Below are 16,032 nucleotides of genomic sequence, written 5' to 3'. Positions count from 1 at the left end.
TTAGTTGTATTATTTTTTCTTACCCTGTATAGTTAATTAAATGGAGAATATTGTTTGGGAGGTCATGTCAATGAAAAAGATTGGACTTATCTATAAAAACAGAGAAAATCAGGGAGTAATTACTTATTTGGAAAATGCCCTGTATCACATATTTGAAGGGTATATAGAAATAAAAAGCTATTTTATCAGTGAATTGTTACCCAATGAACAAATTGAAGCAGATGCATATCTGATGGTTTATGAGGATATGATTTATCAGCTTAAAAATCATATATCAAATTTTTATAAATTGATCCTGCTAGGAAGAAGTATAAGAAAAGAATTTCTTCATGCTATGCTGGAAATTCCTAAAGATACGGAAGTGCTTGTTGTAAATGATTCCTATGAAACAACCATACAAACCACATATACACTTTATGAACTGGGTATCAGCCATTTGAATTTAATCCCATATGACAAGGAATCAGCAGCAAGGGGAAAGTACAAGGGGATAGAATACGCTATTACACCTAATGAGGAGAGCCTGGTACCTAAAACCGTTAAGAAAATAGTAAATATAGGGTATCGAGAAATAAGCTTTGATACACTGCTGAAATTAATGAGAAAGCTTGATCTGGAAAATGATGTGGTAAATCGAAATCTGATCAGGCATTTGCACACCATCGTGGAACCGAATACGGATTATCATGATAATTATTATAACAGTTATCTAAAAGGGAAATTGTTAAATCGTGTAGTGGATAATTCTTTAGCAGTTATCGTTATGCTGAATGAAAATCTGGAAGTGGTTTATTTTAATGAGAAAGCGAATGCCCTATTTGAGACAAACGTGAATGCTCCCTTTGAATATATTGATGCTAAACTTATCCGAGGGGAGGATTTAAAAAATTATCCATTAGTTCTGGCAGATGAAAACTATATATTTGAAAAAACTACCATAAAGCTCATGGATGAGACCATAGGCTATTTATTGAATTTGCAGAGTGAAAAGATATTACATGACATAGAAATCAATTTAAAAAATTATAACGCCAAAAAGGGACTGATTGCTAAACATACTTTTCAGGATATTATTTTTAAGTCTGATTCCATGGCAGAATGTATTGATGTGGCAAAGCAGGTAGCAAAAACTGATTATACAATATTGATAAGAGGAGAATCTGGGACCGGAAAGGAATTAATGGCCCAGTCCATACACAATTATTCTAACAGGAGTAATGCGCCTTTTGTTGCCGTAAATTGTGCAGCAATCCCAGAGACTCTTCTTGAAAGTGAACTGTTTGGCTATGAAGGCGGTTCTTTTACGGGAGCACAAAAAAACGGAAAGCTTGGGTTCTTTGAAAAAGCACATACAGGAACTTTGTTTTTAGATGAGATAGGGGATATTTCAGCCAATCTTCAAACGAGACTGCTGCGGGCGATTCAGGAAAAGCAGATTATGCGGATAGGCAGTGAAAAGGTAATCGACGTGGATATTAGAATTATAGCAGCAACCAATTCAAAATTAGAAGAAGCGGTGCAAAAGGGAAAATTCCGTGCAGATTTATTTTATAGATTAAACGTGATTCCAGTATTTTTAAAATCCATAAGTCAGAGAAAAGATGATATTTTACCTCTGCTGAAGTTTTTTCTTGGGAAAGCATACAGTAATGTTACGGAGAGGGAGAAAAAATTGCTGGTAGAGTACCAATGGCCCGGGAACATCAGACAGCTTCAAAGTGCCAGCCTGTACTATAAAACACTTGGAAAATTCCCCGAGTATTTGTATGAAATAAAAAGCAGAACGGCTGCTGATTCGTTTGAACCAGCAGGTTCTGCCAGGGAAAAAAATTCTGGTGACCAAAGAACACCTGTTGACGTAAATTCTGTTTGCCAAAAGGTTTTAACAGAAATCTACAAAGCTACCCAGGTTTATCATGGGATTGGACGCAGTGCAATGATTGGAAACCTGAATATGCAGGGTATTAAAATCAGTGACGGTAAACTGCGGACAATATTGTCTGACCTGGAATCCCAGGGCTTTATATCTATAAAGCGCGGCCGCTGCGGGGCACAGATTACGGAAAAGGGTATCCAATATATCAAACAGGTGTAAGTTAATCTTTTTTAAGAAATAGAATATCATCAATCAGGGACTCAAAACGGACTCTTAAGCCAATGCTTTTATGTTCCTCATCGCAGATAAAGGTAAGTGGGATGGATAGCGTGAATATATCTTCTTTTACGTTATCCACTCGGAAGTTACCGGTCCAATAAGGTGTTACAGGTAAAAACATGTCCCGATATTTCATATATAACTTGTCACCCTTGGATACTATTGTTAAAAAACCATATCCGGGGTTGTAGTATGTACCTTCATATAAGTGAGCCTTATAGGATGCCATAAGTTGCTGTGACGGCATTTCATTGGGGATGGCATCTGGATAAATGGAATGAAAGATGTCCACATGGCAATCTTTATAGTCCTCTGCCGTAGGCTTCCTGTCATCTCTGAATTTCCAGGTCCAGTCAACCGAAGGAAGATTCAGCAGAGAGTCCATGAGAGTATAGAGAATCGTATGCATGATGGCAATGGTGGGGGAATGAAGGTTCATCATAAGGGAGATTCCAATATCATCATCTGGCATGAAGGCTTGTATAGAGGTATATCCTTCGATTTTGCCCGTATGCTTACAAATTAATTTTTCTCTGTATTTACCGGTTTTCCACCCCATAGCATATCCGTCTGAGGGATATAGTTCTGCATCTGGTCCTATATCATCTGAAAAATCTACCTGTGGGGTAATCATGGTTTGGAAGATATTTTCCGGAATCAATGGAGTGCCGTCCTCAGTTCGGCCTTTATTGATCAGGAAAGACAGCCATTTGCACATATCTATTGCGGTACAGTTAACGGATGCTGCCGGGGCGACTACATCTACATTCCAGACGGGAAGTTTGGTAAGTTTGCCGTCTAATACCTGGTATGGATGAGCAAAATTGCCATAATCAGTCATGTCCTTCGCCTGACAATTAGCCGAGGTCATACCTAATGGATCAAACAAATAATTTTGCATCAGACTGGCCCATGATTGTCCGGTCACGGCTTCTGCAATATAACCGATTACAGCATAGATGATGTTACTGTATTGCGGCTTGCTTCTGAAGGGAGCGCTGGGTTGGAGATATGGAAAAACCTGAGAGAATTCTTTTAATGTTTTGGGGACGGGCCATATGGCATCATGACCACCGAGTCCTGTTCTATGGCACAGCATGTCCCGAAGGGTCATGCTGTCAGTGGCTTCTTCATCCATCATTGTAAAGCCAGGAATGTAGTTTATGACGGGAATATCATAGTCCAGTTTCCCTGAAGCAACCAACATGGCAATTATTGCAGAGGTCATGGATTTTGAACAGGAGGCTACACCAAAAAGTGTAGTATCCATTACCTCCAGTTGATTTTCCTTGTCTCTCCAGCCAAAGGTTTTCGTATAAGGTTCATGACCTTTTTTTACAATACTCAAAGATAATCCTGGCACATTCCAGAAATCCATTTCCCGTTGAATAAGCAGTTCGTTGACAGCTGTCCAGTTTTTCATATTGATTAGTACCTCCTAATTGATAATAATTAATATAAAATAATGCAATTATTATACCAATAAAAATCCTCCAGTGGAAAATCAAAATATTACTGTAACATTACATATAGTATCATATATAAATAGTGTAAAATTGGATTTAATAGGATTAAAAAAGTTTTTTTGCTCATAATGCTTGCAGATTCTGCTTTTTTTCAATCATTATAAATTGGCACTATTTTTGCAATATCTTAATATATAGTCGCAGACTACAAAATATTAAGGAGGAAAAATTATGAGTTCAAAAAGTAATTTGGATGCAACAACCAATGAAGTTGGATTTAAAAAGGAAATCGGCCTCTTTGGCGGTGTAAGCATCATTGGTGGAATCATGATTGGTTCAGGAATTTTTTATTTAGGCTCATACGTATTGGAGCGAACTCACATGAGCATGGGATTAGCCCTGTTATGCTGGATTGTTGGAGGTATCGTATCTTTGCTTGGAGGCTTGTGCTTTGCAGAATTAGGAGCATCTAGTCCAAAATCTGGTGGTATGGTTGTTTATTTAGACGAAGCCTATCACCCAGTTGTAGGATATATGTTTGGTTTTACAAGCTGGCTGCTAAGCGGTGCAGGCTCTATTGCTGCTTTGGCTATTGCATTGCCAACTGCCTTGAGAGGTTATTTGGATTTGTCCGATGTTTCAATCAAAATAATCGCTGTGGTACTCATTGTTTTACTAACAGGTTATAATTCATTAGGAATAAAACAGGGTACTATCTTACAGAATGTATCAATGGTTGCAAAATTAATTCCTATCATTATTATTATTGGTGCAGCTATTTTCCTGGGACAGCAGCATCCTGACCTGACTCTGTTGCCTGCTGACGGAACAGAGGCCAGCTTTAGTGCAATCATTGGTATGATTGCTTTTGCCACAGTTGCCACTTTATGGGCTTACGAAGGCTGGACTAACTTGAATTCTCTTGCGGAAGAGATGAAGGAACCGGCTAAGAACTTACCAAGAGCATTACTGATTGGTATCGGTGCTATCACCATTATCTATACTTTGTTCAACTTCGCAATTTATAAAGTTCTTCCCCATACAGAAATTGTCAGCATGATTGGAGATGGAAACCTCTATCTTGGGACAGAAGTAGCAAAACGTGTATTTGGCGGCATCGGTGGAGGCTTGGTACTTGCAACTATGCTGATTGCTATGTTCAGTTCTTTAAACGGAATGATTATTACATTCCCACGTAACTACTATGCTATGGCAAAAGAAGGACATTTCTTTAAAAGCTATGGAGAACTACATCCTAAGTACAAGGTGCCTACAACCGCTTTATTTGGTCAGGCAGTTATCTCAATCGTATTAGTTCTTTTAAGAAACCTGGATCAGCTGACGTCTTTGGTAGTATTTGCAGGAATGCTGTTTAACGTACTTTGCGTAGTAGCAGTTATCGTTTACAGAAAGAGATACCCGAATTTACCTCGTCCATATAAGGCCTGGGGATATCCGGTTACTGTTATTATTTCCACGCTTTTGTTCTTTGGTTTGATGTTAAATACCTTGATGGAGGATCCATTTACCGCTCTAATTGGTTTAGTAGTACCGGCTACAGGAGCAGTGGTTTATTTTATATTTGACAGGAAACTAAAGGCAGATAAAAACAGAGTATAGATGAGGAGGCAAAAGAAATGGGTTTACCTAAAGATTGTGAAGTGAGCATTCGAAGCAGATTTAAAAAAGGAGAGAGAAATCTGATTACGGATGTTCCTGGTGTAAAAGTAGGGCATGTGACATTAAAAAATATAGAAAAAGATATACATACGGGGGTTACAGCTATTTTACCCCATACAGGAAATCTTTTTAAAGAAAAAGTGTTAGCTGGAAGTTCTGTGATAAATGGTTTTGGTAAAAGTGTGGGGCTGGTTCAGATTGAAGAATTAGGAAATATTGAGACACCGATTATCATGACCAATACTTTTGGCGTGGGAACGGCCATGAATGCATTGACAAAATATATGTTAAAGGATAATTTGGATATAGGAACCACCACAGGCACAGTAAACTGTGTGGTTACAGAATGCAATGACGGAGAACTGAATGACATCAGAGGAATGCATGTGACAGAGGAAAACGTGTTACAGGCATTGGAAAATTGTGGGGATGTATTTGAAGAAGGTGCAGTGGGATCCGGTACCGGCATGATTTGTATGGGTATCAAAGGCGGAATAGGATCTGCTTCCAGAATCGTATCTTGCGATGGTAAGGACTATACAATTGGAGCTATTCTGATGTCCAATTTTGGAATGTCCGGAAATCTGATGATAGATGGCCGAAGAATTGATACAGAGCATACTGTGCCGAGAAGCAAGGCTGAAAAGGGATCTGTTATTATTATCATTGCAACAGATATACCCCTCAATGAAAGACAGTTAAAGCGCATGGCAAAACGAGCCACTGTAGCTTTGAGCCGGACTGGTTCCTTCCTTGGAAACGGCAGTGGAGACATTGCAATTGCATTTTCCAACACCAATATAATGCCCCATTACAGTGAAAAAAATATTATTGACACTAAAATGTTCCATGATGATGCCATAGACAAAGTATTTGAAGCAACGGCAGAAGCGGTGGAAGAAGCGGTGATCAGTTCCATTTATCATGCAGAGACTGTGAAGGGCATTAGAGGTAAAGAAGTATTTGCTTTAAAAGAATTTTTATAGGATGGATGAGAGGATAAAGATGAAAGTATTTATCAGCGCCGATATAGAAGGCGTAACTGGTGTTACCAGTTGGTGTGAAACGAGATATGGCGGCCAGGGGTATGAAGCGGCCAGCAGGCAAATGACTCTGGAGGTGGCAGCGGCATGCAGAGCGGCCATGAAACTGGGCTACGAAGTGGTCGTTAAGGACGGGCATGAAGAAGCTTTAAATCTTGATATGACACAATTGCCAAAAGGTGTACAGTTAATTCGGGGCTGGATGACCACTCCGGCATCTATGATGGGTGGTCTGGATGAGAGCTTTGCCGCAGCTGTTTACATTGGATACCATTCTCCTGAAGGAAGCGATGCAAGTCCATTAGCCCATACCATTGAGCATGATTTATTCAACTGGATAAAAATTAATGGAGAGTTAGCTTCGGAGTTTTTGTTGAATGCACTTTGGGCAACAGCTCATGGGGTCCCCTCTGTGTTTCTTTCGGGAGATGACGGCATGTGCCGTCTGGCCCAAAAAAGCCATCCTGGAATCTTTACCGTAGCCACCAAGAAAGGAATTGGTAATGCTGTATGGAATATTCATCCGGAAGAGGCGGTAGAAAAAATCGAAAAAGGCGTGGAAAAATCATTGGAAGCTGGAATCGGATTAATGCCTATTGAAAAGGAATATAATATGATTATTAATTTTAAAGAGCATCAAAATGCCAGAAGAGCATCCTGGTATCCGGGAGCAAAACAAACGGATAGCAATACGGTGGAATATACAGCAGCAACACCTTGGGAACTAAGTGTTGCACGCATGTTCATGACGGAAATATAGATGTTTTTCATTTGTCAATAGTAAATTTAAGCAAAAATAAGGTTTTTAAGTGTAAAAATGAGTCTTTTAAGTGTAAAGGCTCATTTTTTTCTTTTTTTATGATATTCTTTTGGCAAAAATTGTAGAAAAATCTGCATTTAATTCTTTGAAAAGGAGAGTAAAAATATGGAAAAATATGTATGTGCAAGCCACGTTCCCATGATGTGGGCGTGTGCTACTAGCCAAAAAAAATAGTGGAATAGGAGAAGAAGAACATGAAAAAACGAATTTTAAGCATTGCACTGACCCTGTTCATTATGCTGACGATCTTGCCTGTGCCTGTACATGCAGCTCAAATGTTGACAGCTAATGATGAAGCAGGATTTCGCAATGCCGTATCCAACGCAACATCTGGCGACACGATTGCTATCAGTGGTGATTTCTCAATCGCTACCAGCATTGTAATCGACAAAAATGTAACGTTAGATTTGGCAGGGCATACGGTGACATTTACCCCTGCAAGCACTGAAGGCACTTGCTTTCGTTTTACAGCTGGCGGAATAATTTCCGATAGTGTGGGCGGTGGCGTTCTTTCAGGAAGCGTTCCGGGTAGCGGCCTAATTCAAAATTACGGTGGGACGCTGGAAATTTCGGATGGTACTATTACAGCCAGCGGCAGTCAAAGCCGCGCTATCCAAAATGATGGAACCCTGAATATCGTCGGCGGAGAGATAAAGGGGGAATCCGGCTACGCCATTTTAAACAATGGAACGGTGGTTGCTTCAGGAGGAAGTGTTATAACGGATAATGGTGTGGGTGTACTGAATTATAATCCTGCTTCGCAATTGACCATATCCGGAGCAACGATGGAGTCCACTTCCACAACGGCTCAGCAGAGTTTTGCCGCTTACAACAATGCCAACGGCGCAACAATTACAGTTGAAAGTGGTACAGTTAGCGCCGGCGCAGGTAGTGCTCTTGCAAATTATAATGGAGGTACAATTACAGTTGAAGGTGGAATGGTATCGGCCGCAAGTGGTATGGGCATTTTAAATGATGGGAATTCCATGGTTGTCATCCATGATGGTACGGTTAGCTCAACCGCAGGTTATGGTGTCTTAAACTATGGTAACATAACACTAGACGGAGGTACCATCTCGTCCGATTCAAGTGTGGGATTTGCCAACTTTGCCAAGGGGGGAATGGAAATCGAACTTTCCGGAGGTACCATTCGTTCTTCTGGCGCTGCTGCTATCTATAATAATGGAAGCGGAGAAATCCAACTACTGGGTAGCACTGTATACACGAGGACAACAAATTATCCTGCGGTTGTCAATGCGTCTACAGGCAATATTATGGTTGAAAGAGGGGATGTTACGGCTTCAGCCAACATGCCTGTATTTTATAATGTTTCTTCTGGAAATATTACCATTAACGGTGGTACTTACTTTGGCATTTACAATGCAAGTGCTGACGGATCGGTGACCATTGACGGAGGATCTGTAAAGGAATTTACTGGGCTAGCACCAAAAAACAGTGCAGGTGTAGATTTGAATCGATATATTATCAAGTTAACTAATAACGGTGTGCCTATAGCCGACACCTCCATTTCGGGTAGTGAGCTAACCTTTACTCCCGCTGACAAAGCTGCAGGCTATGGATTTACAGGTGTCAGGACTGATGCAGATGGACGGCTGTACCTGTGGCTACCATCCGGAATCACCAATGCACTCTATAAAAATCAAGCTGTAGATATTACGGGTGCTGTTTCAGGAGGAACGGAGAGCGTATTGCCCAATTTCGGTGTCTCGGTGACCATTTATCTGAATGATCAAATCTGGACGGATTGCCCTTCCAGCTATTATCCAGTGCTGTCACCTCAGGGCTTGAACATGGCAAAAAGCACCAGACCAAGCAGCGTGAACAACGGTGTTGCCACCTACACGGGACTTGATAAGGATACCGTTTATGAGGTTTGGGGCCGTGCTCAAATCGGCAGCAGTTCTTCTGGTGTGGTTGTGGATAAAAGTCATCCCGCCGTGCAAGTGCACTATTACACGATTACTCTTAACAATGGCGGAGGAATCTCATCTTTTTATCCAAGCAGCGGTATTAAGGTTATTGAGGGGTCGGATGTAGTGATGACAGCTTCGCCGGAGAATGGACTGACATTTGAAAAGTGGACGGATGCAGACGGCAAACCCATTAGTACGGATACTGAGATTAGAACCGGAACGCTGGACGGGCCTCGCAGTTACACGGCGAGTGCAAAAGTAGTACCATTTGAATCCAGTGTTACAGTACGAAAAAACGGAACTACATGGACGGGGTTTGACGGCAATGTTGTATTGTCTGCTTCTGCCGACAATGCGGATACCGTTATTTCCGGCACCTCTTCAAATGGTGTATATACTTTTTCAGGACTTAAGCAAAACTATTATGTGTGGGCAAAGCTTACCGACGGTCAGTATGTCTGCACAGGACAAAAAGTGACGTTTGGAGCAACCAATGCAACGGTGGATTACTATACGGTAGCACTTTCAAAAGGTAGTAACATCAACCAGGTTACAGGTTCAGGAACGTATCTAAAGGGTAGCTCCGTACAGGTTTCCGCTGAGGTTGTCCCTGAGAGTGGTGGCCTATCTTACATATTTAACCGTTGGACGGAGGGCGGTGCACTAATATCTTCAAGTAGCACATATGCCATTTCTTCAATTAGTCGCAGCTATGATTTGACTGCAGAAAGCCGTATTGGTTCGTTTTCTGCCACGGTTACGTTGAAAAAGGATAGTACCTTATGGAATTCAGATACCAGAGACATCCATTTGACGGAACAAGGTAGTGATGCTCCCATCACTGGTACATTATCAAACGGTGTCTATACGTTTGCTGGATTAGACACAAGCAAAACCTATGATATATGGGACGATGAGACGGTACAAAAAACCGGTGTTTTCCTTGATACATCGAACCGTGATAAAACGCTGAACTACTTTACGGTGACGGTAAATAAGGGCAGGGGGGTTACCTCCATTTCGGGAAATGGTGTATATCTAGGTGGAAGTACCATTACTGCCACTGCTATGCCAGAGGCTTATTATTCGGTCACATGGCAGGCAACTGGCACGGCAGGAACCGCTAATGGAACGAGCTATACTATTTCAAATCTTGGAACGACTACGTCACTTGATGCCACGGGTAATCTGGTGAACTTTACAGGGAAGGTAACGCTAAAAAAGGATGATGCTCTATGGAATGATGCAACAGTTCAACTTTCCACAGATTCAGCAATAGCAGGAACCATTGCACCAACTCAAAGTGCTAATGGGGACTATACTTTTGCCGACCTAGATCCTCATAATACCTATTATATTTTTGTGAACGGTAAGGCAGCAGGAAAAACCCTGACTAATACTACCGTGAATGCTATGATTGATTATTATACGATTACGGTTTCTCCGGAGCAAGTAACCATTGAAACTAAAGTGAACAATACGGCAGATTCTGGACCTTATATCAAAGGAACTACTGTCAAATTGACTGCAACTCTAATTAATAGCAATAATGATTTTGCAGGGTGGTATAATGGCAGCACGCTGCTATCCACTGAGAATCAGCTAACCGTTTCCAACATTATGGCCAAACAGACACTTTCTGCTGTAGCAAGTCAAAGCTTCTCTGCTGTTGTTACGGTCAACGGAAAAGCGGATGTTAGTGGTATAAAACTATCCGAAGCCTCAGGTGCTTTGACCAATGCCGTTTCAGGAACAGCTAGTGGAGCAAAGCTCACATTTGAAAATCTAGTGCGTGGAACGACATATTATATCTTTGACGGTAGTACCTACACGGGTAAGTCCTTATCCAAAAACGCTACAGCAGCTACGTTGCAATATTACACCGTAGCGGTGAATACCAGCATAGGTATTTCTGCTGCCACTGTAAACAGCAGTTCAACTGCTATAGTGCTTGCAGGGGCTAGCGTTACATTGAATGCTACGGCAAGTACAAACTATGTGTTCAGTAAGTGGGTGGACGGAAACAACAACACCGTAGCGCAGTCAAATCCGTCCACTGTTACGGTAATGAAAGAAATGACCCTCACTGCAGTATCCATCGCCAACTATACTGGTGGAGACATTGATATTTCTACTGGATGGATTGAAATTGCAGACGGCACTAATTCCGGTACGCTGAAAATTTTGCAGGGTGGAAATCTAATGGGCGATAACATTGATCCTACCACAAGCATAACCATAAAGGGCAATGGTACGGAGACAAACAAAAATATTCTTATATCCGCAACTTTACAAAATGCACCTCAAAATAGCGCGGTGCACCTGACCCTGAAGGATGTGAAAATAAGTGGTGCCGGAGCGCCGTTGGAAATCAGTACAAATGCTGGAGATGTGGAACTGACCCTAAGTGGTACAAATTTACTGGCAACTGGGCAGATAAGCAGCAGTGGACTGAAAAAAACCGGTACTCAAATGCTGACCATTCGCAGCATTGATGGGACCACCGCCAATACGCTGACAGTTACAGGAAATACCACGATGGCTACCGGCATGGGAAATGGCAGTATGGCGCTTCAAAATGTTACAATTGACAGCGGTGTGGTTGCTGCTGCTGGTTATGGTGGAGGTCTCACTACCTATTGGTATGGGGTAAAAGGACTGACGATTAACGGCGGCATCCTACGTGGTGCAGGTGAATCTGATAACTGTATAGTCGGTACAAGTGCACCGAGTGGTACTCAGGCGGTTCTTGATGTTACCTTTAATGGAGGAACATTACGTGCTAAGCTAAACTCTAACACAGGTACTCCTAATATAAGATTAAACGGAGGGAACTTGCTGCTCGATCTGGGAGGAAGAACCCCTAAAAATGCTTTAGGTGAAAACGTCTATAAGACCACATTTACCGTTCCGAGTGGGACTGGTGGTGTGGATGTCAGCAAGACACTGGTCATACGTGATAAAAATGGAACCGTTTACGGCATGAACGATGTAACAACCTTTGACGGAGGCAAGGTATATGCTTATCTACCCATTGGTATTGCTAGTGCAACCTATGAAGGAAAGACATATTATGCCATTGTAAAGGCTGATGGTACTGGGGAATTTGCAACACTTTATAAGGTTAATACCCCTGCATCAAAAACGGTGAACGGTGTTACTGCCACGGCGGCAGCTCCGGTTTTGACAGATACGGGATATTCAATTGACGTTACCCTTTCTGGAACGGCAATTAAACCTGGACTAATCACTTTAGGACTTTCGGGAGCAATTGACAGCGTTGCAGAGCAAACCCAGACAGTTGTTACAGGGGCAGTCTCTGGGGTGACAAAAACTTTTGTTTTCCCTATGCCAACTGCTGATGTAACGGATTTGGCTTTGACCATGTCCTTTGCTGAAACGTCCGCTTATACAGTCACATATACAGCACCAAATGCTACTTCCGGCTCAGTGCCTGTAGATGCAAACCCATATTATGAGGGAAAACCATATACTGTAGCAGCAACGGGTACTTTACAGCGCACTGGATATAGCTTTGCAGGTTGGAAAACAGGAGAGACAATCCATGGAGCTAATTCGAACCAGACCATGGGAGACAGCAGTGTATCCTATACTGCGCTTTGGACAGCCAACACCTATACCGTCACTTTTGATGGCAATGGAGCCACCGGCACAATGGCTGATCAGACCTTTACCTATGATGCAGAGGCAAAAGCACTGAGCAGTAATGCCTTTACACGAACAGGATATACTTTTGCAGGTTGGGCAACCAGTCCTAGTGGAACAAAGGTTTATACACCAGGAGAATCGGTGCGTAATTTAACCGCAGCTGAAAATGGCACAATACATCTTTATGCATTGTGGAAGGCAAACACGTACACCGTGACCTTTAATGGCAATGGCGCTACTTCAGGAACCATGGAGAAACAGAATGTAGCTTATAACACACCTGTTTCACTGAATGCAAACACCTTTGAACGGGAGGGCTATACCTTTGCAGGATGGAAAACAACCGGTGGAAATTCATACGCCAATGGTGCCAGTATTACTGCAACTGAAAATATAACATTGAATGCTACATGGATTGGCAATGACTATACTGTGACTTTTAATGGCAATGGGGCCACCTCAGGTTCTATGAACAATATAAACCTAGTATATGGAACAAATACAACTTTACCGGATAATGCCTTTAGCCGCACAGCATACACATTTACCGGATGGAACACTGCAGCAGACGGAAAAGGTGCGAATTATGCAAATAAGGTGGAGGTGAATAATCTAACCACATCCGACAACGGTACCGTACAGCTTTATGCAATGTGGGCAGCCAACACTTATTCCGTTCAATTCAATATCAACAATGGTGACTCCGGTACAATGAGTAATCAGGTCTTTACCTACGACTCAACGGAAACAGCATTAAGCAAAAACCAATTTCTACGATCTGGGTATACTTTCGTAGGATGGAATACCAAAGCCGACGGCACAGGCATACCTTATGCTGATCAGGTGAAAGTAAGGAATCTGACAGCAGATACCAGCGGTGTGATACAGCTTTATGCTCAATGGAATCCAGGCAGCTTCTCTGTGAATTTTGCACCAGGGAGTGGTCGTGGAACCATGGCAGCACAGAGCTTCCAGACAGGTGATACAACTGTACTTAAAACCAATAACTTTATGTACAGAGGATATAGCTTTACGGGTTGGAATACTGAGCAAGACGGCAGTGGAACGGATTATGCCGCAAATGCTACTGTTAACACCCTGAATTTAGGAAGCAGCGATAGCATTACACTGTATGCCCAGTGGGCGCCTAACGCATATAAGGTGACATTTAATGCTAATGGTGCGACAGGAAACATGGCACAGCAGGGCTTTACGTATGATGCAGCCGCAACAGCATTGACTCAAAATACCTTTACCCGTGATGGATATACCTTCTTGGGCTGGGCAGCAAATCCAACGGGTTCTTATGGCGAATATGCCGATGAGCAGACTGTACGGAACCTTACTCCTATGCAGAATGGTGTAGTGACGTTATACGCAGTATGGAAAGCCAATACGGTGGCAGTGGCATTTGACGGTAACGGTGCAAAAACTGGTTCCATGGGAAATCAAATGTTTATCCATAACACAGAGCAGCCACTTACTGCAAACACATACCAGCGCGAGGGTTACACCTTTGCAGGATGGAATACACAGAGCAGCGGCAGGGGAGTAAGCTATGCTGATGGTGAAATCATCAAGGATCCGACACCTGGTATTACTGGTAATCTGGTGCTATATGCCCAGTGGCAGCAACAGTCCCGCTACGGAATGTCCGGCATGGTCACCAACGATAGCACACCAGCGAACCCGATTCCAGATGCAACTGTCATGCTGAAGAAGGGAAATCAAGTGATTGGTACGACTAAGACCGATGCAAACGGTCGCTACAGCTTTACCAATTTACTGCCTGGTATCTATAACGTTGTGTGTACAGATGACGGTAAAACAGTTACCAAGGCAGAGACCATTATTGCTAGTCCTCTAGTAGTTGATTTCATACTGAACAACACTGCCAAAAACAGTTTACTTGAACTGACAGGCGAGGTTGGTACAACCGTTCCAGCTTTAGTGGTGGATCAATTGAGCACCGTAGCTGATGCGCATGCACAGCCAAGTAAGGTAACCACTGTTAAGTTGATTGTCACTGCCAAAAACCCGAGTGAATCAAATGGCGAACAGGCAGCAATCAGAGAACTCACTACTAGTCAGACAGTGGATATGTATTTAGATGCTCGACTCTTGTGCAACGGAACCAATATTGGCTCAAGCAATAATACGGTACTAGAAATTATTATTCCGTATGATTTCAGTAGGAAGGACAACATTCAGGTGCTTCGTTATCATGATGGGGCAGCTTCTGCACTGACAAAGCTAAGTAGCCGGCCTACTACCGCTTATGTGGATGGAACCTGGTTTGATAATGTGTCCACAGGACAGATTTTTGTATATGCATCCAAATTCTCAACCTATGCTTTCAGCTATACCGCTGTTAACTCAGGAGGTTCAGGAAGTTCTGGAGGAGGATCTGGCGGAGGAGCTGGTGGAGTTTCCAGTTATCCGATTACCATTGACAAAAGCAAAGTTGTGCATGGTACGCTGACAGCAGATAAAACCGAGTCTGTAGTAGGTGGTAAAATCACCATCACTGCAAAACCGGATGGAGGGTATGAACTTCATCATCTAATCATTACAGATGCAAACGGTAAGGCAATCCTTTATACGGACAACGGCAACGGAACCTATACCTTTGTAATGCCAAATGGTAAGGTGAATGTTTCAGCTGAATTTACCCAAGTAATTTCAAAAGAGAACTTCCCATTTGTGGATGTCCCTGAAAACCACTGGGCTTATGGGGATATTGCGTGGGCTTATGAAAAAGGAATATTTAACGGTACAGGAGACGGGACAACATTCAGCCCAGGATTATCTACTACTCGAGGTATGATTGTTACGCTACTATGGCGGTTAGAGGGTAAACCTGCTGTATCTGGCGGACATTCATTTAAGGATGTGAAAGATTCCTCCTATTATAAGCAGGCTATCATGTGGGCAGAGGGTAAAAAAATCGTTAAGGGATATGGAAACGAACTATTCGGCCCTGACGACACCATCACCCGCGAGCAGATGGCAGCAATCCTAAACCGCTATGCAAGTGATAAGGGATATGATGTTTCAAAGAAAAAGGCACTTGACACCTTTACTGATGGAAGCAAGACTTCGGCCTATGCTGTAGAAGCTATGGAATGGGCTGTTGCCAATGGTCTACTAAGCGGAAAGGAGAATCGCACTCTTGATTCCAAGGCTTGTGCCACAAGAGCAGAAGTTGCGGCAATTCTTAAACGCTTTGAAGAGGTGTTTGGGAAAAACAAATAGTATAAAGTAT

At 42.4% G+C, this 16,032-nt stretch carries 6 protein-coding genes; 5 read left to right on the top strand and 1 reads right to left on the bottom strand.

The genetic code is table 11. The features are described from left to right. Positions 1-70: 70 nt before the first annotated feature. On the top strand, positions 71-2,095 hold the full coding sequence (locus Ami3637_RS00170) for a sigma-54 interaction domain-containing protein (protein ID WP_162360783.1): 2,025 nt from the start codon (positions 71-73) through the stop codon (positions 2,093-2,095). 1 nt (position 2,096) lies between these two features. Here the strand turns inward: Ami3637_RS00170 and Ami3637_RS00165 are convergent, their stop codons facing one another. Continuing rightward, positions 2,097-3,578 (bottom strand): serine hydrolase, encoded by a 1,482-nt coding sequence (locus Ami3637_RS00165; RefSeq protein WP_162360782.1) that lies wholly within the window; start codon positions 3,576-3,578, stop codon positions 2,097-2,099. A 274-nt stretch (positions 3,579-3,852) separates the two neighbouring features. Here Ami3637_RS00165 and Ami3637_RS00160 point away from each other — a divergent pair, with 274 nt between their 5' ends. The 4 genes from Ami3637_RS00160 to Ami3637_RS00145 all read left to right on the top strand — a co-directional run bounded on the left by Ami3637_RS00160 (position 3,853) and on the right by Ami3637_RS00145 (position 16,022). Continuing rightward, positions 3,853-5,241: an APC family permease gene (locus tag Ami3637_RS00160; protein ID WP_162360781.1), complete on the top strand. Its 1,389-nt coding sequence runs from the start codon at positions 3,853-3,855 to the stop codon at positions 5,239-5,241. 17 nt (positions 5,242-5,258) lie between these two features. After that, complete coding sequence (locus tag Ami3637_RS00155; RefSeq protein ID WP_162360780.1) at positions 5,259-6,287, top strand: DmpA family aminopeptidase; 1,029 nt, start codon at positions 5,259-5,261, stop codon at positions 6,285-6,287. Positions 6,288-6,306: 19 nt separating this feature from the next. After that, positions 6,307-7,104, top strand: coding sequence for a M55 family metallopeptidase (locus Ami3637_RS00150; protein WP_162360779.1), 798 nt, complete (start codon positions 6,307-6,309; stop codon positions 7,102-7,104). Between the two features lie 254 nt (positions 7,105-7,358). Continuing rightward, positions 7,359-16,022 carry an InlB B-repeat-containing protein gene (locus Ami3637_RS00145; protein ID WP_162360778.1) on the top strand — a complete coding sequence of 2,888 codons (8,664 nt, stop codon included), beginning with the start codon at positions 7,359-7,361 and terminating at the stop codon, positions 16,020-16,022. Positions 16,023-16,032 lie beyond the last annotated feature (10 nt).

It is taken from the genome of Aminipila terrae, assembly GCF_010120715.1.
Classification (GTDB): domain Bacteria; phylum Bacillota; class Clostridia; order Peptostreptococcales; family Anaerovoracaceae; genus Aminipila; species Aminipila terrae.
The sequence above is the reverse complement of the archived record's forward strand: the minus strand, read 5'-3'. Positions and strand labels throughout refer to the sequence as shown.

What these genes read in the sequence shown, in the direction of transcription:
- Ami3637_RS00170 (WP_162360783.1), top strand. Translation starts at nt 71, where the DNA reads ATGAAAAAGATTGGACTTATCTATAAAAACAGAGAAAATCAGGGAGTA.
- Ami3637_RS00165 (WP_162360782.1), bottom strand. Translation starts at nt 3,578, where the DNA reads ATGAAAAACTGGACAGCTGTCAACGAACTGCTTATTCAACGGGAAATG.
- Ami3637_RS00160 (WP_162360781.1), top strand. Translation starts at nt 3,853, where the DNA reads ATGAGTTCAAAAAGTAATTTGGATGCAACAACCAATGAAGTTGGATTT.
- Ami3637_RS00155 (WP_162360780.1), top strand. Translation starts at nt 5,259, where the DNA reads ATGGGTTTACCTAAAGATTGTGAAGTGAGCATTCGAAGCAGATTTAAA.
- Ami3637_RS00150 (WP_162360779.1), top strand. Translation starts at nt 6,307, where the DNA reads ATGAAAGTATTTATCAGCGCCGATATAGAAGGCGTAACTGGTGTTACC.
- Ami3637_RS00145 (WP_162360778.1), top strand. Translation starts at nt 7,359, where the DNA reads ATGAAAAAACGAATTTTAAGCATTGCACTGACCCTGTTCATTATGCTG.